Origin of the sequence: Kitasatospora griseola, from assembly GCF_014648555.1 — a bacterium.
GTDB classification, from domain to species: domain Bacteria; phylum Actinomycetota; class Actinomycetes; order Streptomycetales; family Streptomycetaceae; genus Kitasatospora; species Kitasatospora griseola.
The window spans coordinates 63407-86822 of record NZ_BMRI01000031.1 but is presented as its reverse complement, the minus strand read 5'-3'; the positions used below and the strand labels follow the sequence as shown (position 1 = coordinate 86822).

Here is a 23416-nt window from a genome sequence, read left to right as displayed (position 1 = left end):
GGTGCCCGTCAGCCGCATCGCACCGAACCCGAGGCGGTTGACGGTCCGGTCGCCGAGACGCCAGGTGCCGGCGGCGGCAGCGGGTGCGGCGTTCGTCGGTGAGGTCATGGCAGGGGTCTCCCTTGGCAATTGGGTAGTGGTGGGGTGGGTGCCGGCGCGTTCGGAGTACTCGGTGCGGGCCGGTCCCGGGCATGAAAAAAGCCTCCTCGGCGGATCGGGATCCGCGCCGAGAAGGCTCAGGTGATGGTCGGGATTCTAGCAGGCGGGGGAGACGGAGCGGCGGGACGGCTGCGCGCTGCGGGTGCCCGGCCGTCCCGCCGGCTCGAACGACCTTCGCGGGAGGCCGGAGCGGCTGTCCCTCAGCGGAGTTCGGTGGTCCCCACGTGCTCCGGGAAAGCGGGGGCGCGGCACTGACGGGACGGCCCTGCGGTGTGTGCGCGTGGTCGTCCCGTCGACTCAGTGGCCTTCGTGGGCGGTCAAGGCTGCGGTCCCGTCCCGGAGTTCGAGGGCGTCGTCCGGAGCGGCGGAGCCCGAGCGCCGACCGGGAAGGACCGCCGCGGCCAGGGCGACGGCGGCGACGGCGAGGACCGGCCAGCCGGTGCCGAGGACCAGGGCGAGGACGGCGGGGCAGCAGATCAGGGCGGCCAGGCGGGGGAGTCCGTCGAGGATCCGGATCGCGGCGGCCGTGCAGGCCAGGTAGACGGAGAGGAAGAGCGCGGTCGGCACCGCCACCAGCTGATCCGTCGTCAGGACGCCCGAGCCGACGAGGGCGATCAGCGGGCCGCCGGTCAGTGCGGTGGTGGCCACCACCGCGTACGAGCCGCGGCGGCCGGGGGCGGGGGTGGGCGGGAGCAGGGCGTCGGTCAGCTCGGCGGCGCCGGTCAGGTAGGTGTTGGTGGCGGCGAGGGTGAGGACGAGGGCCGCGCCGACGGCGAGGACGCGGCCGCTGTCGCCGATCGCGGCGCGCATCAGGTCCGCGAGCGGGACGGCGCCGCCCGCGTCCGGGCCGAGGACGGCGACGGTGGCGGCAGCGAGGCCGAGGCAGAGCAGCGACGTCACGACGAAGGCGATCAGCACCACCAGGCGCAGCTGCCGGCGCGGGTCGCGCAGGCGGGTGGTGAGCGAGGCGGCGGCCTCCCAGCCGACGAAGGCGAACATCAGCGGCGGTGCGGCGCGCGCCACGCCGGCCCAGCCGTGCGGGAGGAACGGCGTCCAGTTGGCGGCGCGGGAGGACGGCGCGGAGCCGAGCATCGCGAACAGCACCAGCGCCACCAGGACGGCCACCAGCACCATTTGGAGTTTCACGCCGGTGCGCACGCCCACCAGTCGGACCGTCAGGACCAGGCCCAGCAGCACCAGGGCCGCCGGTACCGCGGTCGACTCACCCGCGCCGATCGCCGCCGCCGCGTAGCTGCCGCCGATCAGGCAGACCACCGGAGCGCCCGCCACCACGCCCGCCAGGAAGCACCAGGCGGCGGCCCGTCCGGCCCGTTCGCCGAGGCCGGCAGCGGTGTAGCCGGCGACGCCGCCGGCCGAGCCGACGCGGGTGCCCAGCGCGCAGAACACGACGGCTATCAGCCCCGACAGTACCAGCAGGGCCAGCCACACCAGCAGGGAGGCGGGTCCGGCGGCGCGGGCCGCCAGCCCCGGGAGCAGCAGCAGGCTGGGGCCCAGCAAGGCCCCGATGTACAGTGCGGACGCCCCGGCGGTGGACAGCGGGGGACGGCCTTCGGCGATCTTCTCGGACATGTGCCGATTGTGGCCCCGAACGTGCGGCACGCGATGGCGAATTTCGCCGTGCGGGGCGCGTGAAACGGCAGAATCGACCGCCTGTCGGCCGCTAGGGTGCACGGCATGCCGAGCCAGCAGTACGACCGCATCGACCGTGCCATCCTGGAGCACCTGCAGCGGCACGGCCGCACCGCCAACGTCGATCTCGCCGAGGCCGTCCGGCTCTCGCCGTCCTCCGCGCTGCGCCGTACCAAGGCGTTGGAGGCGGACGGGGTGATCGCCGGGTACCGGGCCGAACTCGACCGGGAGCGCGTCGGGTTGGGCCTGACGGTGTTCGTCTCGCTGCGGGTCGAGCAGCACTCCCGGGAGACCTCGCGGCAGATCGAGCAGCGGCTGACCGAGATCCCCGCAGTGGTGGCCTGTCACGTGGTCTCGGGCGAGGCCGACTTCCTGGTGGAGATCGCGGTGCCGGACCTCGCGACCTACGAACTGGTGCTGCTGGACGAGATCCTGGCGATCGGTCCGGTCCGGGACGCCCGCTCCACCTTCGCGATCCGCACCATCCGCTCCCGGGGCCCGCTCCCGCTCGACCGCTGGCCGGCCGCCCGCGGCCGCTGAGCGGGGCGCGGGCCGGGCGGTCGCCGAGCGGGAGCGGGCCGGGATCGCGGTATCGCTGCCCGCTTGATGATGAACCTTCACATTGCGGGCCGGGATGGTCACCGGACGGCAATGCAATCTTCACGACGGATTGTCTACCCGCATAGACCCCCGGGCTGACACGCTGTGCCGGGTCCAAATTCCCTGCCCCGCCGCCCAGTCCAGGAGCTTCCCGTCGTGACGAATCGTTTCCTCCGCCGCTTCGCCACCCTCGCCGCCACCGCGGCCCTCGCCGCCGGAGCCGTCACGGCGAGCACCGGCACCGCCGAAGCCGCGCTGCCCACCCCGGTCTCCGCCGCCACCGCCCGCGGCTACCTGGCCCAACTCACCGTCAAGACCGAGGACCGCACCGGCTACAGCCGCGACCTCTTCCCCACCTGGATCACCATCTCGGGCACCTGCAACACCCGGGAGACCGTCCTCAAGCGCGACGGCTCCAACGTCGTCACCGACGCGAGCTGCGCCGCCACCTCCGGTACCTGGGTCTCCGCGTACGACGGCGTCACCATCACCTCCGCCTCCGGGCTGGACATAGACCACATAATCCCGCTCGCCGAAGCCTGGGACTCCGGCGCCTCCGCCTGGACCACCGCCCAGCGCCAGGCCTTCGCCAACGACGTCACCCGGCCCCAGCTGCTCGCCGTCAGCGCCAGCACCAACCGCTCCAAGGGCGACAAGGACCCGGCCGAGTGGCTGCCGCCCGTCACCGGCTACCGCTGCACCTATGTCCGCGCCTGGGTGCAGGTGAAGTACTACTACAGCCTCTCCGTCGACGCCGCCGAGAAGGCGGCCCTGACCAACGTCCTGGCGGGCTGCTGACCGATCGTCGGCGGCCGTGGCGTCGGCGCTGGCCGCCGAGGCCGCGGCCGACCGTGGCATCTCCGCTGTGACAGGTCGTCGGAAGCCCGGCCGCGGAGGTCGCCGTCCCGGTCGGGCTGGTGCGTCGGCTGCTCGGCGCGCAGCACCCCGATCCGGCGGACCTGCCGATCTAGGCGCCGACCAACGGGTGGGACAGCCTGGTGAGCCGACTCGGCGAGGAGCATCTCGTCCGGTTGCCGCGACGTGCCGTGGCCGCCGGGCTCGTCGCGCACGAGCAGCACCGGCTGCCGGAGTCGGCCGGTCGGCTGCCCCTGCCGGTGTCGGCACCGGTGCGGATCGGGCGGCCGACGAGGGAGCATCCGTGGCCGTGGGGCGTCGTGCCGTTCCTCCCGGCCGGATCGCGGCGCTCGCGGCGCTCTCGGAGCTCGCTGACCCGGGCGCGGACGCGACCGGGCTCGGCGAGTTCCTCGCCGCACTGCATACCCCGGCTCCTGTCGAGGCGCCCGTCAACCCGTACCGCGGGGTCCCGGTCGACCGCGGCCGGATCGGCGCCGTGATCGGCTTCGGCGACCTCACCGGCGGCGACCCCGCCACCGACCTGTCCGTGGCCTGGACGCTGTTCACGGCAGACACCTGACGATGCGACTGCCGCCGAACGTCCCCGACCAGCGTCTGGCCGCGGCTGCCCGCCGCCACCGGATGGCGCCCCGGTCACTGTCCCGGCACTCGCTGGTCCCGGACTCCGGCCACCACGGCCTCGTTCTCGGGTACGGCAGCACCCCCGAACCTGCGCCGAATCGCCGCTCTGGTCAGGGAGTTGGACCGACCTGCGGCCCGGGCAGCGGCAGGTCGCCCTGCTCGTGGATCAGCGAGGGTGGCAACGGCCGCGGGCTCAGCGGCAGTTCGAACAGGGCCCCGCTGCGGCTGGTGGGGACGGCGCGCACGAACTGCCAGCCGTGGGCGCGGTAGTAGGCGTGCAGGGCCGTGTTGTCGCTCCAGACGTTCACCCGCAGCACCTGCGCGCCCGCCCGGGCGGCCCGCCAGCGCGCCCAGTCGTTCAGCCGGCCGCCGATGCCCCGCCCCGCGTACCGGCGGTCGACCGCGAAGGCGCTCAAGTAGGCAGCGGGGAAGGTCAGTTCCTCCGCCGTCCAGAGCCGCGCGCTGCCCACCGGCCGGATCGTGAGCGCCGCGACCACCTCGCCGGCGGGCTCCAGCATCGCCACTGCCGTCGCGCCCCGGGCGATCCGGGCCAGGCCGCGCCGGGCGTTGTACGGGTCCGACCACTGCCGCGAGCCGTGCGTGCGGGCGATCCAGTCGGCGGCGGCGCTGCGCAGCTCGGCCAGCCGCCCCAGATCGGCCGCGAGCGCCGGGCGGACGTACAGCGGAAAGGGCGGCGTCAGCACGGCACGGAAGCCGTGAGCAGTTCGAGGGCGAAGCCCGCGTGCAGGGCCTCGACGAGCCGCTGTCCGTGCGGGGTCAGCCCGGTGCCGTCAGGGGCGGTCAGCGAGTAGCGGGCGACGATCCGGGCGATCGCCACACCGGGCTGCAACACCAGGCCGGGGGAAGGGAGTTGGAGGAGAACGCAGTCGTCGGGTCCGCACTCCAGCAGGCCGAATCCGTCGCCGCAGCGCCGCAACGCCCCGTCCTTGAGCCGGTGCAGGCCGCCGGTCGGCGCGGCGGCCACCCGTACCGGGCCGCCGGTGTGCCGCACCACCAACTGGCAGCCGTCGGACGGGTCCTGACTCGGCTCGCCGCCGGTGGTGCGGCCGTGGCGCTCCAGTACGTGGCGCAGCGCGGAGGGCAGGGCGTGCTGGGCGAGTTCGAGCTCACCGAGCAGCCAGGTCGAGCCCTGCATACGGGAGTTGACTTCGAGGAGCAGCGCGTCGTCCGTCCCGTCCAGCACGAAGTCGGTGCCGAACAGGCCCCGGTAGCCGAGGCCGGCGAGCGCGGCGCCGACCCGCCGGGTCTGCTCGGCGGCCCGGGCCAGCGCGCGGGCGGGCAGCAGGGCGGGGGCGGCGAAGTCGCAGCCCGAGTAGGCGCCGAAGGCCGCGCCGACGCCCTCGACCCGGGTCAGCTGGACGGAGGGGCGCATGACCCGGACCGTGCCGTCCGCCGAGACCAGGGCGTGCACGTTGACCGGGGCGCCATCGACGTACTCGCTCACCAGCCACGGCCCGGCCGCGGCGCCGATCCGGAGCAGGTCGGCCTCCTCGGTGACCAGATGGGTGCCCTTCCCTCCGGAGCCGCGCGGGGTCTGCACGACGTAGGTGTCGCCGAAGCGACGGCGCAACTGCCGGTGGTCGAGGGCGTCGACCACCGCGTCGGGCGGCGTCCGCACCCCCAGCGACCGCAGCCACGCCCGCTGCGCGGTCTTGTCCCGCAGGGCCGACAGCGGCGCCGACGGGGCCGGCTCCACCAGCCGGGCGCCGAGCTCTGCGAGGGGCGTGCGCCAGTGCGGCTGCAGCGCCTGGTACGAGAGCAGCGCCAACTCCCGCCGCAGCCGCGGCCGCCCGCCGGTCCGGGCGAGCTCGCGCAGCACCTGGTCGACCCCGGCTCCCGTGGCGGTGTGGTCGCGCAGGCCGGTGGCCGCCTCCAAGGCGTGGAACTCGGCGTCGAACTCGTCCGCCCAACCGGCGTCCGGGGACTCCACGCTGAGCACGGTGGACAGGCAGCCGGTGCGCAGCAGCGGTAGCACGAGCAGGGGGCGGGGGCAGATCGAGAGCCCGGGGATCGCCCGCAACCGGTCGATCGCTTCGTCACAGGATGTGATCACCAGGTGATTATGGGAGCCTCCGGAGGGCTCGCCGTCGTGCCGGTGCGCTGCCTCGCTGGTGCGGGGCGCGCGGTGCGCGCGGACCTCACCCGAACGAAGGAGCGTGCCGAGTTGACGGTGCCGCAGTACGGCCTCGGACCGGGGTGTCAGCAGAAGGCCGCCGGGTCCTGGAGCCAGATCCGGAGGAGCTTGTGGGCCATCACGACGATCAGCGCCCAGAGCAGGAAGCGCCAGCGGGAGCGGCCGTGGCTCGCCGCCAGCCGGCCGGCGAGGACCGTCAGGGCGAAGGCGGGGACGGTGATCAACAGGCGGAAGAGGAGAAGGAACGCGTCGCCCTGGGTGGGCTGGTCGGTCGGGATGCAGGGGGACGGGTAGCGGAGCGTCAGCAGGACGAGTTCCCAACCGGCCCACCACGCGAGCGGAAGGCAGGCGAGCAGCCACCAGCAGCCGGGGCGGGAGTGCCCAGGAGCCGCGGCGGGCTCCGGCCCGGCCCAGATGTCGTCGTTGTTCCAGGCCATCGGCCCTGCCCCCCATGCGCACGGCGCCTGGATGGTTCGCAGGCGACCCGATCGTCTTGGCGATATCGTGGTGAAAGGTTGACGAATAGTCAACCCGGGCTCTGGACAAGCCATTACCGGTGAGTAAATCTCGTCTGATGTGACCGAACCCACCGCCACCGCGCCCACCGCCCGCCCCGCGCGCCGCCAGGTCATCCAGGCGGCCGCCCTCACCGCCGGCGCCCTCGCCCTGCCGCTCGCCGCCACCGTCGGCAGCGCGGCCGCCACCGGCGGGGCCCAGTTCCTGCACGGCGTCGCCTCCGGCGACCCGCTGCCCGACGGCATCCTGCTGTGGACCCGGGTCACCCCCGGCGCCACCGCCGTGCCCGGCTCCGGACTCGGGCCCGACACCGCCGTCCAGTGGCAGCTCGCCACCGACCGCGCCTTCACCGCCGTCGTCGCGAGCGGCACCGTCACCACCACCGCCGCCACCGACCACACCGTCAAGGCCGACGTCCGCGGCCTGCGCCCCGACACCGCCTACTGGTACCGCTTCCTGGCCGGCGACGCCGTCTCGCCCGTCGGCCGCACCCGCACCGCCCCCGCCACCGACGCCGCCGTCGACCGACTGCGCCTGGGCGTCGCGTCCTGCGCCAACTGGGAGGCCGGCTACTTCTCCGCCTACCGCCACCTGGCCGCCCGGGGCGACCTGGACGTCTTCCTGTTCCTCGGCGACTACATCTACGAGTACGCCTCCGGCACGTACGGCACCCGCGGCACCGTGGTGCGCCCGCACGCCCCTGCCAACGAGATCATCACGCTCGCCGACTACCGCACCCGGCACGGCCGTTACAAGACCGACCAGGACCTGCAGGCGCTGCACGCCGCCGTCCCCACCATCGCCATCTGGGACGACCACGAGTTCGCCAACGACGCCTGGTCGGGCGGCGCCGAGAACCACACCCCCGGCGCCGAGGGCGACTGGAGCGCCCGGGTCGCCGCCGCCAAGCAGGCCTACTTCGAGTGGATGCCGGTCCGCCCGTCGATCGCCGGCACCACCTACCGGCGGCTGCGCTACGGCAAGCTCGCCGACCTGCACCTGCTCGACCTGCGCTCGTTCCGCTCGCAGCAGGCCGGCATCGGCGACGGCGACGTCGACTCCGCCGACCGCAGCATCACCGGCCGGGCCCAACTCGACTGGCTGAAGGCCGGGTTGGCCGCCTCTGACACCACCTGGCGGCTGGTCGGCAACGAGGTGATGATCTCGCCGGTCGCCTTCCTGTCGCTGCCGGACTACCTGCTGCGCCCGCTCGCCCAACTGCTCGGCCTGCCCGGAGAAGGACTGGCCGTCAACACCGACCAGTGGGACGGCTACACCCACGACCGGCGCGAACTGCTCGGCCACCTGAAGGACCACCACATCACCAACACGGTGTTCCTCACCGGCGACATCCACTCCGCCTGGGCCTGCGACGTGCCCTTCGAGGCCGCCACCTACCCGGCGTCCGGCAGCGCCGCCACCGAGTTCGTGGTCACCTCCGTCAGCTCCGACAACATCGACGACATCCTCAAGGTCGCCCCGCACACGCTCTCCCTGGTGGCCGTCGCCGCGATCCAGTCCGCGAATCGGCACGTCAAGTGGACCGACCTGGACTCGCACGGCTACGGCGTCCTCGACATCACCGCCGAACGGGCGCAGATGGACTACTACGTCCTCTCCGACCGCACCAAGCCCGACGCCACTGCCAAGTGGGCCCGCTCGTACCGCACCCGCAGCGGCACCCAGCAGATCGAGCGCGTCAACGCCCCGGTGAACTGACCGGCGCGCGGCACGGCCGGGGCCGGCGGATCTCTCTCCGGGCCCCGGCCGTGTTGCCGGCGGATTGCTTCCGGCCCGGGCCGGGGTTTGCCGGCGGCTCTCCTTCCGGGCCCCGGCCGTGTTGCCGACGGGCAGTCAGCGGCGGGTGGTGGTGCGGTTGAACAGTCGGCGCGACCAGACGTAGCCGACTGTGCCGATCCCCGCGCACCAGGCCAGCGACACCCAGCCGCCGGAGCCGACCGGCGTCCCGGACAGCAGGCCGCGCAGGGTCTCGATCATCGGAGTGAACGGCTGGTACTCGGCGAACAGGCGCAGCCCCGGCGCCATCGAGTCGGCCGGCACGAACGCCGAGCCCAGGAACGGCAGGAACTGAACGAGCAGCGGCTTGTTGCCGGCCGACTCCACGGTCTTCGAGATCAGCCCGAGTGCCACCGACAGCCAGGTCACGGCCACCGCGATCGCGAGCAGCAGCCCGAACGCCGCCGCCCACGCCGCCGCGCCCGCGTGCGGCCGGAAGCCGACCGCCAGGGCCACCGCGACCACCAGCACCAGCCCGACCAGGGTCTGGACGACACTGCCGATCACATGGCCGGTCATGAACGAGGACCGGACGATGTTCATCGTGCGGAAGCGGTTGATGATGCCGCCGGTCATGTCGGAGCAGATCGCCACCGAGGTGGACATCGAACCGCCCGCCACACCCATCACCAGGATGCCGGGCGTCAGGTAGGCCAGGTACGCGTCGCGCCCGCCGCCGGGGCCGGAGCCGAGGCTCGCACCGATCGAGTCGCCGAAGGCGAAGACGAACAGCAGCAGCATCAGGATCGGCGTCATCGCCTGACTGAACGTCAGCGCCGGGTAGCGGGCCGCGTGTTTGAGGTTGCGGCGCAGCATGGTCATCGAGTCGTGCGCGGCCAGGGCGAGGGTGCTGCTCATCGCGGGGTCTCCTCGGCGGCAGGTCGGTGGGAACCGTGCGGGGTGTCGGTGCCGGTGCCGGTGCCCGTGCCAATGCCAGTGCCGGCGCCGACGCCGGTGTCAGCGCCGGTCAGGGCGAAGAAGACGTCGTCGAGGTCCGGGGTGTGCACGGAGAAGTCGGCGGCGGGGACGCCGGCCGCGTCCAGTCGGTCGATCACGCTGCGCAGGGCGTCCAGACCTGCGTCGCCGGCGATGCGCAGGGCGAGGTTCTCCGCGTCCCGGCTCGCGCCGGGGAAGGCGGCGCAGGCGCGTGCGAACCCGGCCGGGTCGGCGAGGCGCAGGCGGACGTGGCTGCCGGGGATGCGCGCCTTCAGCTCGTCGGCGGTGCCCTCGGCGACGATCCGGCCGCCGTCCAGGACGGCGATCCGGTCGGCGAGTTGGTCGGCCTCCTCCAGGTACTGGGTGGTCAGGAAGACCGTGGTGCCGCCCGCTACCAGGCCGCGCACGGTGTCCCACATGGTGCGGCGGCTGCGCGGGTCGAGGCCCGTGGTGGGTTCGTCCAGGAAGATCACCTGCGGGTCGCCGACCAGCGTCATGGCCAGGTCGAGCCGGCGGCGCATCCCACCGGAGAAGGTCGCGGCGCGCCGGCCGGCCGCCTCCGCGATGTCGAACCGCTCCAGTAACTCCCGTACCCGGGCGCGCCCTTGTTGGCGCGGCAGACGCAGCAGGTCGGCCATCAGGAGGAGGTTCTCCTCGGCCGTGAGCAGGTCGTCCAGGGCGGCGAACTGCCCGGTGACCCCGATCGCCGACCGCACCCCGTCGGGGTCGGTCAGTAGGTCGTGGCCGGCGATCTGCGCCTGGCCGCCGTCGGCGCCCACCAGGGTGGAGAGGATCTCCACGGTGGTGGTCTTGCCCGCGCCGTTCGGTCCGAGCAGCGCGAACACCGTCCCGGCGGGGATGGTGAGGTCGATGCCGTCGAGGACGGTCCGGTCGCCGTACGACTTGCGCAGGCCGATCGCGGTGACGGCGGGGGCGCCTAACATGTTCCTATTTCTGGATGTGGGCATGACAGATGGAGGCATGTGCCCTCCCGATTGAGTGGCGTGAACGGGTGTGCGTGAAACCGAAACCGAATGAGCGTCAGTCGTGGGCGCGACGAATGTCGATGTTGCCGTAGCGGGTGCGGGCCCGGATCTCGACGGTCTCCTCGTGCTGCTCCGGGGCGTCCGCGGCGGAGAGCGAGTTGCGGACCTGGCCGCGCTGCGCGCCGACCTCCAGCCAGGCCGCCGTGCCGGCCCGGACGCCGACCTCGATCGCGCCGAAGCCGGTCTCCAACTGCACGCTGCCGCGCGCGACTTCCCCCACCAGCAGGGTGCCGCGGGCCGTACTGGCGCGCAGCGAGGCCGCGGCCCGTTCGACGGTGATGTCGCCGTTGGCGCCACTCACCTGCAGGTCGTCGGCGGCGAGCGCGACAGTGGTGCTGCCGTACGAGTTCTTCACCACCGCCGGGCCGTCCAGCAGCCCCACCCGGACGCTGCCCGAACTGGTGGTGATCTCCGCCGGGCCGTGCACCTGGTCGACGGCGATCGACCCGTGTGCCGCCGTGACCCGCAACGGCCCGGTGCTGTCCAGCCGGACGTCGCCGGACGTGGTCTTCACCTGCACCTCGCCCAGCCGGCCCTCACCCAGCACCTGCGTCCACGCGCCGCCGGCCTCCAGTCGCGAACCGGCCGGAAGTTCGACCGAGACGTCCACCGTGCCGGTCCGCCCCAGCAGATGGCGCTGCTTGGGCGTGCGGACGGTCAGCACGCCGCCGGCGAAGCCGATCTCGGTCTGCTCGGCGGCCCGCACGTCCGCCTCGCGATCGGGGTCGCGCGGCCGGGCCACCACCACGGTGTCGGCGCGGTCGGTCGCGATGACGTGCACCGAGCCCGCGGACACCTGGGCGTTCAGCGAGATCGGCTCGGGAGTGTCGAAAGAAGGCATGGCGATACCGTCCTCACGGGTCGTCAGAGGAGCCGGGGATTTCGAGGCTTTCAGGGCTTGATCATGGGGGTGGTGCAGGGCTCAGCGGACCCAGCCCGTGAAGCTCTGGCCGAACGCCTGCGAGCGCTCCACCGGCCCACGCGCCCGGCCCCCGCCCTCGACGGCGGACGCCACAGCCCGCACCAGCCAGGCATTGACCGACAGCCCTTCACGGGCAGCCGCCTCCTCGGCCCGCGCCTTCAACTGGGCGGGCAGCCGCAGATTGATCCGGGCCGTCCCCCCGTCGTCCTCGGCGCCGGACGGATCGGCCGGTGGCAGGGGAGCAGGCGGGAGGCCGGCGGGCCCGGCCGGGGCGCTCTCGGCGAGCGGCGCAGTGACCACGAAGTCCGGGTCCAGACCCCGCAGTCGCACATCGACCGACCCCGGGGCGAGCTCGCGCGTGACCTCGGCCATCGCATCCGACAGCACATTGAGCATGGCCAGCCGCATTGCCGACTCCAACGGTGCCGTCAACCGATCGGCCAACGCCCGAGCATCGGCCCCTCCGGCCTCGGCGGCCACGGCCAACTCTTGCCGGAGGTTGTCGACATACGGGGTGAGGTCCATGGCCCCATCGTGGCACCAATGTGATGCCACATCAACTCCTTTGACGGTAGTGGATGGTGGCTTGATGGTGAGGTGCGGGATGACCTGCGGGGATGGCTCGCCGAACGGCGGGCGGGGCTGCGGTTCGAGGCGGTGCCACACGGTGCCACACGGCGCCATGTGGTGCCATGCGGTGCCATGTGGTGCCGCCGTTGACGGATGCGGACACCTGTGGTGCGGGCTTCGGCGCTGCGGTTACAGCTCCGCCGCCCGCATGGTGTGGCGTTCGTGTGCCGATCGCCCTGTCCGGCTGTTCGGGCCAGGCCGTCACCTCGGCGGCCCACAGGTGAGTTGTCGTACGAGTGGCTGCTGATGGAGCGCCAGAGCCTCCTCGACGCGGCCCAGGACGACGAGTTGCTCGGCCAGGGTGTCGAGGTTCTCGCTCTCGTGCGGGCGGAGGGCGGCGACGGCCTCCTCGGTGCGGCCGGCCGCAGTGAGGAGTTGTGCGAGGTCGGAGGCCGCGTACGAGGTGGCGCCTTCGGGGTGGGAGCGGGCCTGCGCGATGGCCGCGTCGACTCCGAGGTGGGCGGCGAGCAGCGGCAGCCGGAGCCGGTACAGGTCCCACGCCTCCTCGCCGTTGCGCAGCGTGGCGAGGGCGTCGAGGTGGGCGAGGCCGTCGGCGGGGCGGCCCTGGGCGAGGTACTGGTCGGCGAGGGCGTGGAGGATCCAGTCGCCCCCGGGGTGGGCGTCGGCCCGGGCGCGGAGTGTGTCGATCGCCTCCTCGCCCCGGCCGTGGCGGGCCAGGAGTCGGGCGAGTCCGAATGCCGAGTGCGCCTGCCCGCTGTGCTGTCGGTACACCGCGATCGCGCCGTGGACGTCCCCGCGCTCCTCCAGCAGCTGCGCCAACCGCTCCGCGGCGGCGTCCCGTCCGTCACCCGCCGCGTAGGTGTGCAGCTCGTCGATGCGGTCGTGCCGGGCCAACAGCTCGGCCAACTGGTCATGGCCGTCGGACGAGGCGAAGCGCCGACGCGCGAGCAGGGCGATCGCTTCGTCCACGCGGCCCTGTCGCTCCCGGATCGTGGCGAGCAGGCCGAGTGCGGTGTCGGTGTCGAAACCGTTGCAGCACCACGGGAAGTCCGAGCACCGGTGGGTGTCGACCCGGGCGGTGAGCAGTTCGGCGGCTTCCTCGTCGCGGTCGGCGACGTGGGCGACGTCGACCAGGGCGTCGGCGATGGACGACTTGCCGACGTGCGGCAGCAGCAGGTCGAACGCCTCTGCGGCTCGGCCGTGGCGGGCCAGTAGACGGGCGTAGTACTCCAGTGCGTTCGGGTGTCCGAGGGCCATGCGGGCCCGGACGGTCACGATCGCCGCGTCGATCCGTCCCCAGTCCTCCAGCAGTTCGGCCAGCGCCACGACCGCCGTCCACCGGCCCGTCGCGGCGTGCGGGGTGAGGACCTCGACCGCCTCGGCCAAGCAGCCCCGTTCGGCGAGCAGCCGGGCCCACGCCTGCGCGCTGAACCACTCGCCGCGCCCCGCGCGGTCCGCCACCACGGCGGCATGACCGTGCGCCAGCAGGCGGGAGACCAGTTCCGGCGGGATGCAGCGGGAGACCGTCCGGACCTGATGCTCAAGATCATTGGCGTTCACGGCCCGCACCGTAGTGCCGGTCACCGACACCGCGCCGGTCGTGCTGCCCGGGGTGGTGCTGATGGTGCGTCAGGGCATCGATCGGACCGGCGGGTAGCATCGCGGCAGCAACCGCCGACGGGGGAGGACCGCCGCCATGACCGAGGAACGCCGCACCCGTTGGTGGCAGCGTCGGGCCGCCGCGGAGCCCGTCGGGGAGTCCGGGTTCGATGTGGTGCGGCGCGGATACGACCGGCAGCAGGTGGACGCGCATCTCGCGTTGCCGCCCGGGCAGCGGCCGCGGCCGGCCGCGTTCGACATCGTTCGGTTCGGCTATGAGCGCAGGCAGGTCGACGAGGCGTTGCGCGAGCTGGGCTGAACGTTCTTGCAGGGCTCCCGGGTCGAGGTGCCGCCGAAAATCCTTTGCGGTCGAACCAGTTGGCGTGCGATCTTGTGCGCGTCGTCGAAGGAGGGTGCCCATTGGAGCTCTTCGCGTGCGCGCACTGTGCGAGCGCACTCACCCGGCCGGTCAGCCGAGTCCGGTTTCCGCCGTACGCCCATCACCAGATCGGCAACGGTGTGCAGTTGCCGGCCCTGTTGGACCTCGGGAACTACGCGGTCGACCCGGATCCGTTCGGCCCGCCCTGGCGGCCGTGGGACGAGTTGACCGAGGACGAGGCGGAGGCTCGCGGCTACTACGCCCCCGTTCACCACTGGGTGTCCGACGGCGCGGCCGAGCGGATCCTGCTGGCGCCCGGCGACGACATCGGCACCGCGCTGATACTCGATCGCGCCGACGGCTCCTGCTGCGGCCTCACCGCCCATGGCGGTCCCAACCTGGCCTGCGCCCGGTGCGGGCACCCCGTCGGCGCTCGCGTGGACGACTGCTCGCTCTGGCAGGCCATCTGGCTGGAGCCCGATGCGGTCCGCGCGGTCCCCGCCGGCCCCGAGCCGCCCGTCGCGGAGTGGACGGACGTGGTCCACGAGCGTTTCGCCGTTCCCCCGGTCGATGCGGACGGCTGCTGGAACCACCGGTGCGGGCAGGAGATCTGCGTGACTGTCGTCGACCTGATAATCGCCGCCGACGGCGCGCCCGTCGTGTTCGACGACGAGGAGGCCGCCACCGTGTTCGGCCGAGCCCTGAGCCACTACGTGATCGGCGCCGAGGGGCCCGCGAAGCACTGCGCGCTGTACGGCCCCGGCCGTCCGCCGGCGGCCCGGCACCCCGCGTTGGCCCTCGTCCCGCGGCATCCGCAGACCGGCCGCCCCTGGCCCACCCCGCCCGGCGTCACCGGCGTTCCGCTCGACGTCGAGGTCTGGCGGTGCCTCGCCTTCCCCCGCACCCGCTCCGTCGTCCGCGTCCCGGGCCGGCTGCGCGCCGAGATCGACCGCGACGATCCGCCCTCATCACGCCGGCGCGGCGCAGTGTGGTTCGACTCCTGGCTGATCCGCGACCTGCTGGCCCGTCACCCCGCCGTCCGCCGCCCGGCCGTGCGGGCCGCCCACCGGGTCGGCGATGAATTCTGGTGGTACTGACGGGGCGCCGGGGCGAGTGACGGGCGGGTGTTCTTTCGGACAACGGGACCGCGAGGCCGGCCGAAGGTTCGTCAACCCAGGCGCGTGAACGATCCGGTTCGAGTCCCCCGAACTGCCGAGCCACTGGACGCACCGGCCGTGGAGATCTCCTTCGAGGCGACCTGTCCGGTCCCGGCGTAGGGCTGCGAGAGGCATCGCATCGCGTCCTCGCAGGAGGTGGCCGCGTGCGCCGGGGAGGCGCCCGTGAAGGCGCCGGCGGCGAGGACGAGTGCGGCGGCGAACGACTCGATCCGGCGGGTCAGGCGGTGGAGCTTCATGGTGCGTGGGACCTTTCGAACAGCACTGCGGGAGGGGCAGCCCGTACCGTGCGAGCGCTCGCCTCGGCCGGCCAGTGGCGGCGGCGGTCACGGTGGTTCGGGTACCGGCACGATGATGGCGGCCCGACGCGGCCCCGATCGATGCGAGAGTGCTGCGGCTCGGCCGATCGGGTGGTACGTACTACCGCGTCCCGGCGCGCACCCGCCCGAACTGCGCCACCGCGCGCGCCGCGAGCGGGTGCGGAGCCCGGGGTTTCAGGTCCCCGTTGCGGCCGGAGGTCAGATCCGGACCGCGCGGACCCGGTCGGCCGCCAGGTGCAGTTCGTACGGCAGGCAGCAGTCCGAGCAGAGCGTGGCCACCAGGGTGCCGCAGGCGCACAGTTGGTTCATTCCGCCGTCCGGCGTCGCCCCGCAGCAGGCCCCCGAGGCGTGGCGCACTTCCAGACCGAAGGCGTCGTCGGGATTGAGGACGATGCTGCCCTGCGGGCCTCGCGGGATCAGCGGCTGCCCGTTGGCGCCGCGCACACGTTCGCGGGGCACGACCCCCGCACCGGTCGCCATGGGCGGGCCGCACGGCCCGGTCTCGACCGCGAAGCAGCCCGTCGGCACCGTCGCCGGTGACGGTCCCGGTGTCTCGGCCTCCCACCACGCGTAGAACGGCGGCAGGGGGACGGTCGGCAACTGCCGCAGCGCCCCGGTCAGGGCGGCGTCACAGGTGGCGCACCGGAAGACGGTCAGTCCGGTGTCGGCGGACGGGTCGAGCTGTTCGTGCATGTGTCGACCGTATCGAGCCGGACGGGCCGTCACCCGGGCGGGTGGGAAAGGGGCCGCCGCGAGGCGTAGGTTCGGGGGCGGTGATCCACAACTGACGGGTGGTGGTTGAAGGATGGGCGAGGCGCATCCGCTGCTGGGGTACTTCCTGGACGCGGCCGAGGGCAGGTTTCCGCCGGTGGACGGCGGGGTGACGGTGCTGCCGCCGCTCAGGGGCGGACTGGAGGGGTCGGTGGCGTTCACCGGGCACGCGGTGGTGGCGACGGCGCGGTCGGCGGCCGAGGTGAAGGCGCAGGGGCCGGACGGATTCGGGGAGTCGATGGGGCCCGACTTCCTGCGGTACCTGGCGGGGCCCGGCGGCTGGATCGGCTGCATCGACGCGACGCTGGTCGCCCGCGGCCGGGGCGGCCCCGCCCAACTGGGGCCGCTGGACGGCGCGGACGGCCACCCGCGGGTGCAGCACGCCCGGGAGGTGCGCACGGACGTGGGCGTGTACGGGGACGGGCGCGGGCTGGTGACGCTCGCTCAAGGGCTGGCCGGGCGGCGGGAGTTGAGCATCGAGCTGCACCGGCCGGACGACCCCGGGCCGGGCCGCGGGCGCTCGCTGATCGCCGACGCGCTCACCCTCGTCCCGGACGGCGAACCGGTGTTCGCCGCCGTTTCGCCCGGCAACGCCCGCTCCCTGCGCGCCTTCCTCGCCTGCGGCTTCACCCCGATCGGCAGCGAAGTCCTCCTGCGCCCGCACCGACCTGACCCGGCTCAACCCGCGTAGCGGGCGTATCGGCGGTCTTCACGGACAGTGACGGCGCCGATGGCGGGGGAGGGGCGGGAGCTCGCGGTCGGGGCTAGCGTGGACGGTGGGCCGGTCGGCGGCGAGTGCCTCCGGCCCGACACCGGTCGGCATGCGTGGCCGGCCGCCGTCCCCCGGGAGCCGCCGTGAGCAACCAACCCCAAGACCTGGACGAACTGGGCCCGATCGACTACCTGGTGATCTCGTTCCCGGGCAGCCGACTGACCGGCGAGGGCATGCCCCTGCTGGTCGACCTGGTCGACCGGGGCATCATCCGGATCCTCGACCTGACGTTCGTCCGCAAGGGCGCCGACGGCACGATCGCGGGCGTCGAGATCGGCGACCTCGACGGGGACGGGCAGCTGGACCTCGCCGTGTTCGAGGGCGTCTCCTCCGGCCTGCTCGGCGACGCCGACCTCGCCGAGGCCGGCGCGCTGCTCGACCCCGGCGACTCCGCGGTCGTCCTGCTCTACGAGAACCGGTGGGCCGCCCCGCTGGCCGCCGCGCTGCGCCGGGCCGACGCCCGGATGCTCGCCGGCGGCCGCGTCCCGCTGCAGGACCTCGTCGAGGTGCTCGACGCGATCGACGAGCTCGGGACCACGAGCTGACCGGGCCGCTCGCCCGGCCCGCCGGGGAGCGGTCGAAGCGCACGTGATCGAACAGGAAAGGTGGGACAACCATGCCCGGACTGCTCCGCGGCGTCGCCCGTACCGCGGTCGTCGCCGGAACCGCCACCGCCGTCTCCAACCGGGTCTCCCGTCGGCAGGCCGGCCGGTGGGCCCAGCAGGACGCCCAGCAGGTCGTCTACGCGGAACCCGCCCCGCCGCCGCAGGCGCCGGCGCAGACGGGCGCCCCGAGCATGGAGGAGAAGCTCGAACAGCTCCAGCAGCTCGCCGCGCTCAAGGACAAGGGCGTGCTCACCGAGCAGGAGTTCGCAGCGCAGAAGGCGCGGATCCTCGGCGGCTGACGCCGGACGGCCGCCGGTCCGCCACCGGGGAACGGATGAACCGGGCAGTGCGGGAGGCGCAGTGAACAGCTGGAAGCCGCTGGTCGTCCTCGGGACGGCGCAGTTCCTGATGGTGCTGGACGCCTCGGTGATGAACGTGTCGATCAGCCAGCTGGTCGCGGACTTCCACACCGACGTGACCACCATCCAGGCCGTCATCACCCTCTACACCCTGGTGATGGCGGCCTTCATGCTGACCGGCGGCAGGATCGGCGACCTGATCGGCCGCCGACGGGTCTTCGTGATCGGCCTGTTCGTGTACGGGATCGGCTCCGGCCTGACCGCGCTCGCCCCGACCGTCGGCGTGCTCGCGCTCGGCTGGTCGGTGATCGAAGGGCTGGGCGCGGCGCTGGTGCTGCCGGCGCTGGCCGCCCTGGTGGCCGGCTCCTACCAGGGGCGTGAGCGGGCGATCGCCTACGGCGTGATCGGCGGCCTGGCCGGCGCGGGCATCGCCGTCGGGCCGCTGCTCGGCGGCTGGGTCACCACGTACCTGACCTGGCGGCTGGTGTTCGCGGGCGAGGTGGTCCTGGTCGTCGCGATCCTCGCGGTGATGCGGTGGATCCCGCCGCAGCCCGCACCCACCGAGCGGTCCGGGCTGGACGTGCTCGGGGCCGTGCTGTCCGCCGCCGGCCTCGCCCTGGTGGTGCTGGCCGTGCTGCAGAGCGGCACCTGGGGCTGGGTCCAGCCGCGCAACCCGCCGTTCACCGTCCTCGGCTTCGCGCCGACACTGTTCGCCATCGGGCTCGGCGCCGCGCTGCTGTACGCGTTCTGCGTCCACGAACGGCACCGGGAGCGCAGCGGCGGGACACCGCTGGTCTCGCTGGACCTGTTCGGCAACCGGCCGCTGCGCGCGGGGCTGGTGACGCTGTTCAACCAGAACACCGTGCTGCTCGGGCTGTTCTTCGTCATCCCGCTCTACCTCCAGGTGGTGCAGGGGCTGGACGCCTTCCGGACCGGGCTGCGGCTGCTACCGGTCTCCGTGACGATGCTCGCCACCTCGATGTGCGGCTCGCTGCTGCTGCGGTTCGCCTCGACCCGGACGATCGTCCGGCTGGGCCTGCTGGTGCTGCTCGCCGCCACGTTGTGGCTGATCACCGCCATCGGGCCGGAGCTGAAGGGCGGCTCGTTCGCGGGCGCGATGGCCCTGCTCGGCATCGGCCTGGGCATGCTCGCCTCCCAGCTGGGCAACACGGTGCAGTCCAGCGTCCGGACGGCGGAGCGCAGCGAGGCCGGCGGCCTCCAGTACACCGCGCAGAACCTCGGCTCCTCGCTGGGCACGGCGCTGATCGGCGCGCTCCTGGTCGGAGCCCTCGCCGCGTCCGTCACCACCCGGATCGAGAGCGACCCGCGGGTGAGCGCGGCCGTCGCGCAGGAGACCGCGACGCACGTCGCGGCGGGAGTGTCGTTCGTCCCCGCCGACCAGGTCGCCACCGCCCTGGCCGCCCGGCCCGACGTGCCGCCGCAGGAGGCCGAGGCGATCGTCGGCCACTACCGGGACGCGCAGATCCAGGGCCTGAGGTCCGCCGTCCTCGCCTGCACGGTGATCACCGCCGGCGCGCTGCTGTTCACCCGCCACCTCCCCACCACCCGCGGGGCGCCCCGGCCGCCGGACTGACGGCCCCGGCTCAGCGCGGCCTGCGCCCCGCGAGGCGCCAGGCGCCCTGCTGGACGAGCAGGGTCAGCACCCCGGCCAGGACGATCCCCGACAGGTTGAGGGCGAGCTGAACGGCGGAGCCCCAGCCCTGCGCGTACTCGCCGTAGGCGACCGCCACGGCGGCGTTGGCCGCGGCCGGCACGGTGGTGACCGAGATCGCCACCCCGACCAGCGCCGACGCCTTGGCCGAGGTCAGCGACAACAGGCCCGCGACACCGGCGAGGAAGGCCACCACGAAGGACATGGCGTCCGGCTGCCAGATGAACGAGGTGTTGGGGCGGGCCGCGGCGAACTTGGCGTCGCTGAACAGCCCGAGGGCGTCCATCAGCAGCGCGAACCCCACGGTGAGGACCATCGCCACGGTGAACCCGACCACCAGGGCCAGCAGCGAGCGGAGCGCGGGGCGGGCCCGGCGCTGCACGACGGCGACGCACAGTCCGGCCAGCGGACCGAACTCCGGGCCCACGGCCATCGCGCCGACCACCAGGATCGCGCTGTCCAGGACGGCGCCGCAGGCGGCCAGCATGGTGGCGACCGTCAGCAGGGCCAGGAAGACCCAGCTCAGCGTGGACTCCTCGTGGACGATCCCCGACACCTCCTCCCACACCAGCGCGTCCGCGCCCTCGCCCGGGGCCCGCTCCTCCGCCTCCTCGGCCGCCCGCGAGATGGTCAGCCCGGCCTCGTCCATGGTGATCGCCCCGCGCTCGGCCAGGCCCAACGCCCGTAGCTCACCGAGCAGTTCGTCGACAGCCTCGCGCGCCACGTCGCACAGCACCAGATCGCCGGCCGGTCGGACCGCGCCGCCGGGCAGCACCGCGACGTGGGCGACGCCGACACAGGCGTCCAGCCGGTCGAGCACCTGCGCACGCAGGTCGGCGGGAACGATGAGTCGAAGCTGAAGCAAGGAGTCCTCCGGGCGGTCGTACTGTCCGCCAAACCCTAGGCCCTGTCGGCCCCGGGCCCTGGCCGGGAACAGGCCGGGGCGGCTCACTCCGCGTAGCGGGCCGCCAGGGTGCGGGCGGTGGCGGCGAGGCGGGCGCGAAGGGCGGGCGGTTCGAGGACCTCGATGTCGGCGCCCAGGCGGAGGAACTCGCCGTGCGCGTGGTCGACGGACTCGATCGGGACCCGGGCCTGCGTCCAGCCGTCGTCGGCCGGTGCGACGCCGAGGCGGCGGGCGCCCTCCGGGGTGAGGCGCACCAGGGCGTGGCCGGTGTGCAGACGGGCCCGGAAGTCGGCCAATCGGGCGGCCCAGCAGGCGGCCAGGGAGAAGTCCGCCGGGACGGTGAACTCCTCGTCGAGGCAGGTGAGTTCGAGGATCTGGTCGACCCGGTAGGTGCGCGGCCCGTCCGCCACCAGGTACCAGCGGCCGGCCTTCAGGACCAGCCCGTACGGTTCGACCCGCCGGGTGATCTCCTCCGGGGCGCGCCAGCGGCGGTAGCGCATCAGCACCGCGCGCCGCGCCCACACCGCACCCGCCACCGCCGTCAGGTGCGGGGTGGGGTCGGCGTCTCCGTACCAGCCGGGCGCGTCGAGCAGGAAGCACTCCTGGATCCGGTCGGCGTGCGCACGCGCCTGAGCGGGGAGGGCCGCGCGCAGCTTGAGCCGGGCGGTGGCGAGCGCCTCGCCCAGGCCGAGTTCGGCGGCGGCGCCCGGCAGCGCGGCGAGGAACGCGGCCTGCGCCTCGTCGGCCGTCAGCCCGGTGAGGCGGGTCCGGTAGCCGTCCACCAGGCGGTAGCCGCCCGCGTGCCCGGCCTCGCCGTACAGCGGGATGCCGGCGGCGGCCAGCGCCTCGACGTCCCGGTAGACCGTCCGGACGGAGACCTCCAGCTCCTGCGCCAGCTGACGGGCCGTCAACCTCCCCCGGCCCTGGAGCAGCAACAGGAGGGTGACCAGTCGGCTCGCACGCATACGCGGAAGTGTCCCGCTATCCACTGACAGCAGATGTCAGGGGAGCGGCCCTAACCTGCCACGCATGAGGACCACGACCCCCATCCGGACCGGAGCGGCAGCCGCGTGAACATCGTCGAACTCCGCCAGTACACCCTGCACCCCGGCGCCCGGGACACCCTGATCGACCTGTTCGAGCGGGAGTTCGTCACCGGCCAGCAGGCCGTCGGCATCGCACTCGGCGGCCGCTTCCGCGACCTGGACGATCCCGACCGCTTCGTCTGGATCCGTGCCTTCCCCGACATGACGCAGCGTCGGCGCGCCCTGGAGGCGTTCTACACCGGCCCGGTGTGGCGGGCGCACCGCGACGCGGCCAACGCCACGATGATCGACAGCGACGACGTCCTGCTGCTGCGCGGCCCCGGCTACACCCCCGCGCCCGGCCTCCGCGAGGTGGGCGTGACGATCTGCCGGCCGCCGTCCGCCGCCGAGTTCGACGCCTACGCCGGCCGGCACCTGACACCCGAACACGCCCTGCACCGCACCGAACACGCCGTCAACGACTACCCACAGCTGCCCGTCCGCACCGGCCTCGACGTCCGCGTCTGGTTCGGCCCGTCCGCACCGCCGCCGTGGACGCCCCTCCAACGCCTGCGGCTGGCACCGGTGTCGTAGCAGAGGGTCTAGGGTCGAGGGATGACGGACATCGAACCGCCGGGCGGCGCCCGGCCCGATGACGGGGAGATCGCCGAAGGCTGGGCGGAGCCGTGGCGGCCCGAGCAGGTCGCGTCGCGGTTGGCGGGGCTGGAAGTGCCGTGGTGCGTGGCGGCGGGGTGGGCGCTGGACCTGTTCCTCGGGCGGGAGGGCCGGCCGCACGGGGATCTGGAGATCGCGGTGCCTGCGGCCGCGTTCGAGGAAGTGCGGGGCCGATTCCCGGAGTTGGAGTTCGACGCGGTCGGCTCCGGCACGGTGTGGCCCGCCGCCGGGCCCGCGGCGCTCGCCGCCACCCACCAGACCTGGGCGCGCGAACCGGCGAGCGGCCGGTGGCGGTTCGACGTCTTCCGCGAGCCGCACGACGGCGCGACGTGGATCTGCCGCCGCGACCGGTCGCTGCGCCTGCCCTACGCGGAGGTCGTCGAGCGGACTGCCGCCGGCATCCCGTATCTGCGGCCCGAACTGGTGCTGCTGTTCAAGGCGAAGGCGACCCGCCCCAAGGACCGCGCCGACTTCGACCGCGTCCTGCCGCACCTGTCGCCCGACCGCCGCCGGGCCCTCGCCGGATGGCTCGCCCGCGTGCACCCGGGCCACCCCTGGCTGGAGCGGGCGGCAGGCTGAACGGCCGTCAGCCGACGTGCCGGAAGGTTTCGGGGACGGGCAGCGAGGCCCAGCGGGGGAGCGGCCAGACCAGGACGCGGGCGCGGCCGACGACGTGGTCGGTGGGGACGAAGCCGCCGCCCGGGTTGTGGAGTTGCTGGAAGCGGGAGTCCGCGGAGTCGTTGCGGTGGTCGCCCATCACCCACAGGTGGCCGGGCGGGACGGTGACGGTGCCGACGGGGTAGTCGTCGCAGGGCGTCGCGCCGGGGTAGACGTACGGCTCGTCCAGGGCCGCGCCGTTGACGGTCAGGGGCCGGCCGGCGCGGCAGTCCACGGTGTCGCCGCCGACCGCGACGACCCGCTTGATCAGGTCCTTCTCGTCGGCGGACGGCGCCAGCCCGACCCAGCTCAGCGCGCTGCGGACGCCGCCGAGGACGCCCCCGGCGCCCGGCTCCGGAGGGAGCCAGCCGCCCGGGTCGCGGAAGACCACCACCTCGCCCCGCCGCGGAGTGTCCCCGAGCCAGGGGCTGAACTTGTCGACGGCGACCCGGTCGCCCTTCTGCAGGGTGCCCATCATCGAGCCGGACGGGATGACGAAGACCTGGAACACGAAGGTCTTCAGCACGAACGCCAGCACCAGCGCCACCGCGGCCGGCACCGCCAGCCCGCGCAGCGCCGAACGCCGGCCCGCGGGCCGGTCGGTCGTGGTCAGCGCCCGCAGCCGGGCGGAGGT

The 23416-nt window shown here is 73.8% G+C and carries 26 protein-coding genes and 2 pseudogenes; 13 read left to right on the top strand and 15 right to left on the bottom strand.

Translation table 11 applies throughout. The features are described 5' to 3' along the window. Both IEZ12_RS39315 and IEZ12_RS29155 read right to left on the bottom strand, forming a co-directional pair. A pseudogene (locus IEZ12_RS39315) lies at positions 1–108 on the bottom strand (aldo/keto reductase); the annotation flags it as partial. A 348-nt stretch (positions 109–456) separates the two neighbouring features. Next, a complete protein-coding gene (locus tag IEZ12_RS29155; protein ID WP_189276090.1) occupies positions 457–1749 on the bottom strand; it encodes an APC family permease in 1293 nt (430 codons plus the stop codon). Positions 1750–1854: 105 nt separating this feature from the next. On the opposite strand from IEZ12_RS29155, the gene IEZ12_RS29150 reads away from it, so the two are divergent. From IEZ12_RS29150 to IEZ12_RS39310, 4 genes and pseudogenes are all read left to right on the top strand, one after another. After that, the gene (locus IEZ12_RS29150; protein ID WP_043912098.1) at positions 1855–2349 is read left to right on the top strand and encodes an Lrp/AsnC family transcriptional regulator; all 495 of its coding nucleotides are present in this window, start codon (positions 1855–1857) and stop codon (positions 2347–2349) included. A 216-nt stretch (positions 2350–2565) separates the two neighbouring features. Beyond that, positions 2566–3207: an HNH endonuclease family protein gene (locus IEZ12_RS29145; protein ID WP_189276087.1), complete on the top strand. Its 642-nt coding sequence runs from the start codon at positions 2566–2568 to the stop codon at positions 3205–3207. A gap of 200 nt (positions 3208–3407) precedes the next feature. Continuing rightward, positions 3408–3557: pseudogene (locus IEZ12_RS40710) on the top strand (phosphotransferase); the annotation flags it as partial. Positions 3558–3574: 17 nt separating this feature from the next. After that, a complete protein-coding gene (locus IEZ12_RS39310) occupies positions 3575–3844 on the top strand; it encodes a protein kinase family protein (RefSeq protein WP_229848245.1) in 270 nt (89 codons plus the stop codon). A gap of 172 nt (positions 3845–4016) precedes the next feature. Here IEZ12_RS39310 and IEZ12_RS29135 read toward each other — a convergent pair whose 3' ends face one another. The 3 genes from IEZ12_RS29135 to IEZ12_RS29125 all read right to left on the bottom strand — a co-directional run bounded on the left by IEZ12_RS29135 (position 4017) and on the right by IEZ12_RS29125 (position 6498). Beyond that, positions 4017–4610, bottom strand: a complete 594-nt coding sequence (locus IEZ12_RS29135; protein ID WP_189276085.1) for a GNAT family N-acetyltransferase — start codon at positions 4608–4610, stop codon at positions 4017–4019. Next, a complete protein-coding gene (locus tag IEZ12_RS29130; RefSeq protein ID WP_189276083.1) occupies positions 4604–5980 on the bottom strand; it encodes an ATP-grasp domain-containing protein in 1377 nt (458 codons plus the stop codon). Before IEZ12_RS29130 ends, IEZ12_RS29135 begins: the two co-directional genes overlap by 7 nt. Positions 5981–6126: 146 nt before the next feature. Beyond that, positions 6127–6498, bottom strand: coding sequence for a hypothetical protein (locus tag IEZ12_RS29125; RefSeq protein WP_189276082.1), 372 nt, complete (start codon positions 6496–6498; stop codon positions 6127–6129). 139 nt (positions 6499–6637) lie between these two features. Here IEZ12_RS29125 and IEZ12_RS29120 point away from each other — a divergent pair, with 139 nt between their 5' ends. After that, positions 6638–8296 (top strand): alkaline phosphatase D family protein, encoded by a 1659-nt coding sequence (locus IEZ12_RS29120; protein WP_189276080.1) that lies wholly within the window; start codon positions 6638–6640, stop codon positions 8294–8296. Between the two features lie 135 nt (positions 8297–8431). Here IEZ12_RS29120 and IEZ12_RS29115 read toward each other — a convergent pair whose 3' ends face one another. From IEZ12_RS29115 to IEZ12_RS29095, 5 genes are all read right to left on the bottom strand, one after another. Then, on the bottom strand, positions 8432–9232 hold the full coding sequence (locus tag IEZ12_RS29115) for an ABC transporter permease (protein ID WP_189276078.1): 801 nt from the start codon (positions 9230–9232) through the stop codon (positions 8432–8434). Further along, complete coding sequence (locus IEZ12_RS29110; protein ID WP_373295544.1) at positions 9229–10278, bottom strand: ATP-binding cassette domain-containing protein; 1050 nt, start codon at positions 10276–10278, stop codon at positions 9229–9231. Before IEZ12_RS29110 ends, IEZ12_RS29115 begins: the two co-directional genes overlap by 4 nt. A 73-nt stretch (positions 10279–10351) precedes the next feature. Beyond that, positions 10352–11197: a DUF4097 family beta strand repeat-containing protein gene (locus IEZ12_RS29105; protein WP_189276074.1), complete on the bottom strand. Its 846-nt coding sequence runs from the start codon at positions 11195–11197 to the stop codon at positions 10352–10354. 81 nt (positions 11198–11278) lie between these two features. Further along, positions 11279–11803 carry a toxin-antitoxin system HicB family antitoxin gene (locus IEZ12_RS29100; RefSeq protein ID WP_189276072.1) on the bottom strand — a complete coding sequence of 175 codons (525 nt, stop codon included), beginning with the start codon at positions 11801–11803 and terminating at the stop codon, positions 11279–11281. 306 nt (positions 11804–12109) lie between these two features. Beyond that, complete coding sequence (locus IEZ12_RS29095; RefSeq protein WP_189276070.1) at positions 12110–13429, bottom strand: tetratricopeptide repeat protein; 1320 nt, start codon at positions 13427–13429, stop codon at positions 12110–12112. 136 nt (positions 13430–13565) lie between these two features. Between IEZ12_RS29095 and IEZ12_RS29090 the strand changes: the two genes are divergently transcribed. Both IEZ12_RS29090 and IEZ12_RS29085 read left to right on the top strand, forming a co-directional pair. Next, positions 13566–13787: a hypothetical protein gene (locus IEZ12_RS29090; RefSeq protein WP_100584144.1), complete on the top strand. Its 222-nt coding sequence runs from the start codon at positions 13566–13568 to the stop codon at positions 13785–13787. Between the two features lie 101 nt (positions 13788–13888). Next, a complete protein-coding gene (locus IEZ12_RS29085) occupies positions 13889–14944 on the top strand; it encodes a hypothetical protein (RefSeq protein ID WP_189276068.1) in 1056 nt (351 codons plus the stop codon). Positions 14945–15015: 71 nt separating this feature from the next. Here IEZ12_RS29085 and IEZ12_RS29080 read toward each other — a convergent pair whose 3' ends face one another. Continuing rightward, positions 15016–15261: a hypothetical protein gene (locus IEZ12_RS29080; protein ID WP_189276066.1), complete on the bottom strand. Its 246-nt coding sequence runs from the start codon at positions 15259–15261 to the stop codon at positions 15016–15018. Positions 15262–15540: 279 nt separating this feature from the next. Beyond that, positions 15541–16035 (bottom strand): hypothetical protein, encoded by a 495-nt coding sequence (locus tag IEZ12_RS29075; protein WP_189276064.1) that lies wholly within the window; start codon positions 16033–16035, stop codon positions 15541–15543. A gap of 112 nt (positions 16036–16147) precedes the next feature. Between IEZ12_RS29075 and IEZ12_RS29070 the strand changes: the two genes are divergently transcribed. From IEZ12_RS29070 to IEZ12_RS29055, 4 genes are all read left to right on the top strand, one after another. Beyond that, entirely contained in the window at positions 16148–16804 is a 657-nt protein-coding gene (locus IEZ12_RS29070; RefSeq protein ID WP_189276062.1) for a hypothetical protein, read from the top strand. Positions 16805–16968: 164 nt separating this feature from the next. Beyond that, the gene (locus tag IEZ12_RS29065; RefSeq protein WP_229848244.1) at positions 16969–17430 is read left to right on the top strand and encodes a DUF6325 family protein; all 462 of its coding nucleotides are present in this window, start codon (positions 16969–16971) and stop codon (positions 17428–17430) included. A 71-nt stretch (positions 17431–17501) separates the two neighbouring features. Next, positions 17502–17789 (top strand): SHOCT domain-containing protein, encoded by a 288-nt coding sequence (locus tag IEZ12_RS29060; protein WP_043912117.1) that lies wholly within the window; start codon positions 17502–17504, stop codon positions 17787–17789. A gap of 61 nt (positions 17790–17850) precedes the next feature. Beyond that, positions 17851–19443: an MFS transporter gene (locus IEZ12_RS29055; RefSeq protein WP_189276059.1), complete on the top strand. Its 1593-nt coding sequence runs from the start codon at positions 17851–17853 to the stop codon at positions 19441–19443. A gap of 10 nt (positions 19444–19453) precedes the next feature. Here IEZ12_RS29055 and IEZ12_RS29050 read toward each other — a convergent pair whose 3' ends face one another. Together IEZ12_RS29050 and IEZ12_RS29045 are read right to left on the bottom strand one after the other, a co-directional pair. Continuing rightward, positions 19454–20386 carry a DUF389 domain-containing protein gene (locus IEZ12_RS29050; protein WP_189276057.1) on the bottom strand — a complete coding sequence of 311 codons (933 nt, stop codon included), beginning with the start codon at positions 20384–20386 and terminating at the stop codon, positions 19454–19456. An 83-nt stretch (positions 20387–20469) separates the two neighbouring features. After that, positions 20470–21390, bottom strand: a complete 921-nt coding sequence (locus tag IEZ12_RS29045; RefSeq protein ID WP_189276056.1) for a helix-turn-helix transcriptional regulator — start codon at positions 21388–21390, stop codon at positions 20470–20472. 105 nt (positions 21391–21495) lie between these two features. On the opposite strand from IEZ12_RS29045, the gene IEZ12_RS29040 reads away from it, so the two are divergent. Together IEZ12_RS29040 and IEZ12_RS29035 are read left to right on the top strand one after the other, a co-directional pair. After that, positions 21496–22044, top strand: a complete 549-nt coding sequence (locus tag IEZ12_RS29040) for an NIPSNAP family protein (protein ID WP_189276054.1) — start codon at positions 21496–21498, stop codon at positions 22042–22044. Positions 22045–22065: 21 nt separating this feature from the next. Continuing rightward, positions 22066–22704, top strand: coding sequence for a nucleotidyltransferase domain-containing protein (locus IEZ12_RS29035; protein ID WP_189276052.1), 639 nt, complete (start codon positions 22066–22068; stop codon positions 22702–22704). Positions 22705–22711: 7 nt separating this feature from the next. Here the strand turns inward: IEZ12_RS29035 and lepB are convergent. Next, on the bottom strand, positions 22712–23416 hold a 705-nt coding region (lepB, locus tag IEZ12_RS29030; RefSeq protein WP_268250277.1), incomplete at its 5' end, for a signal peptidase I.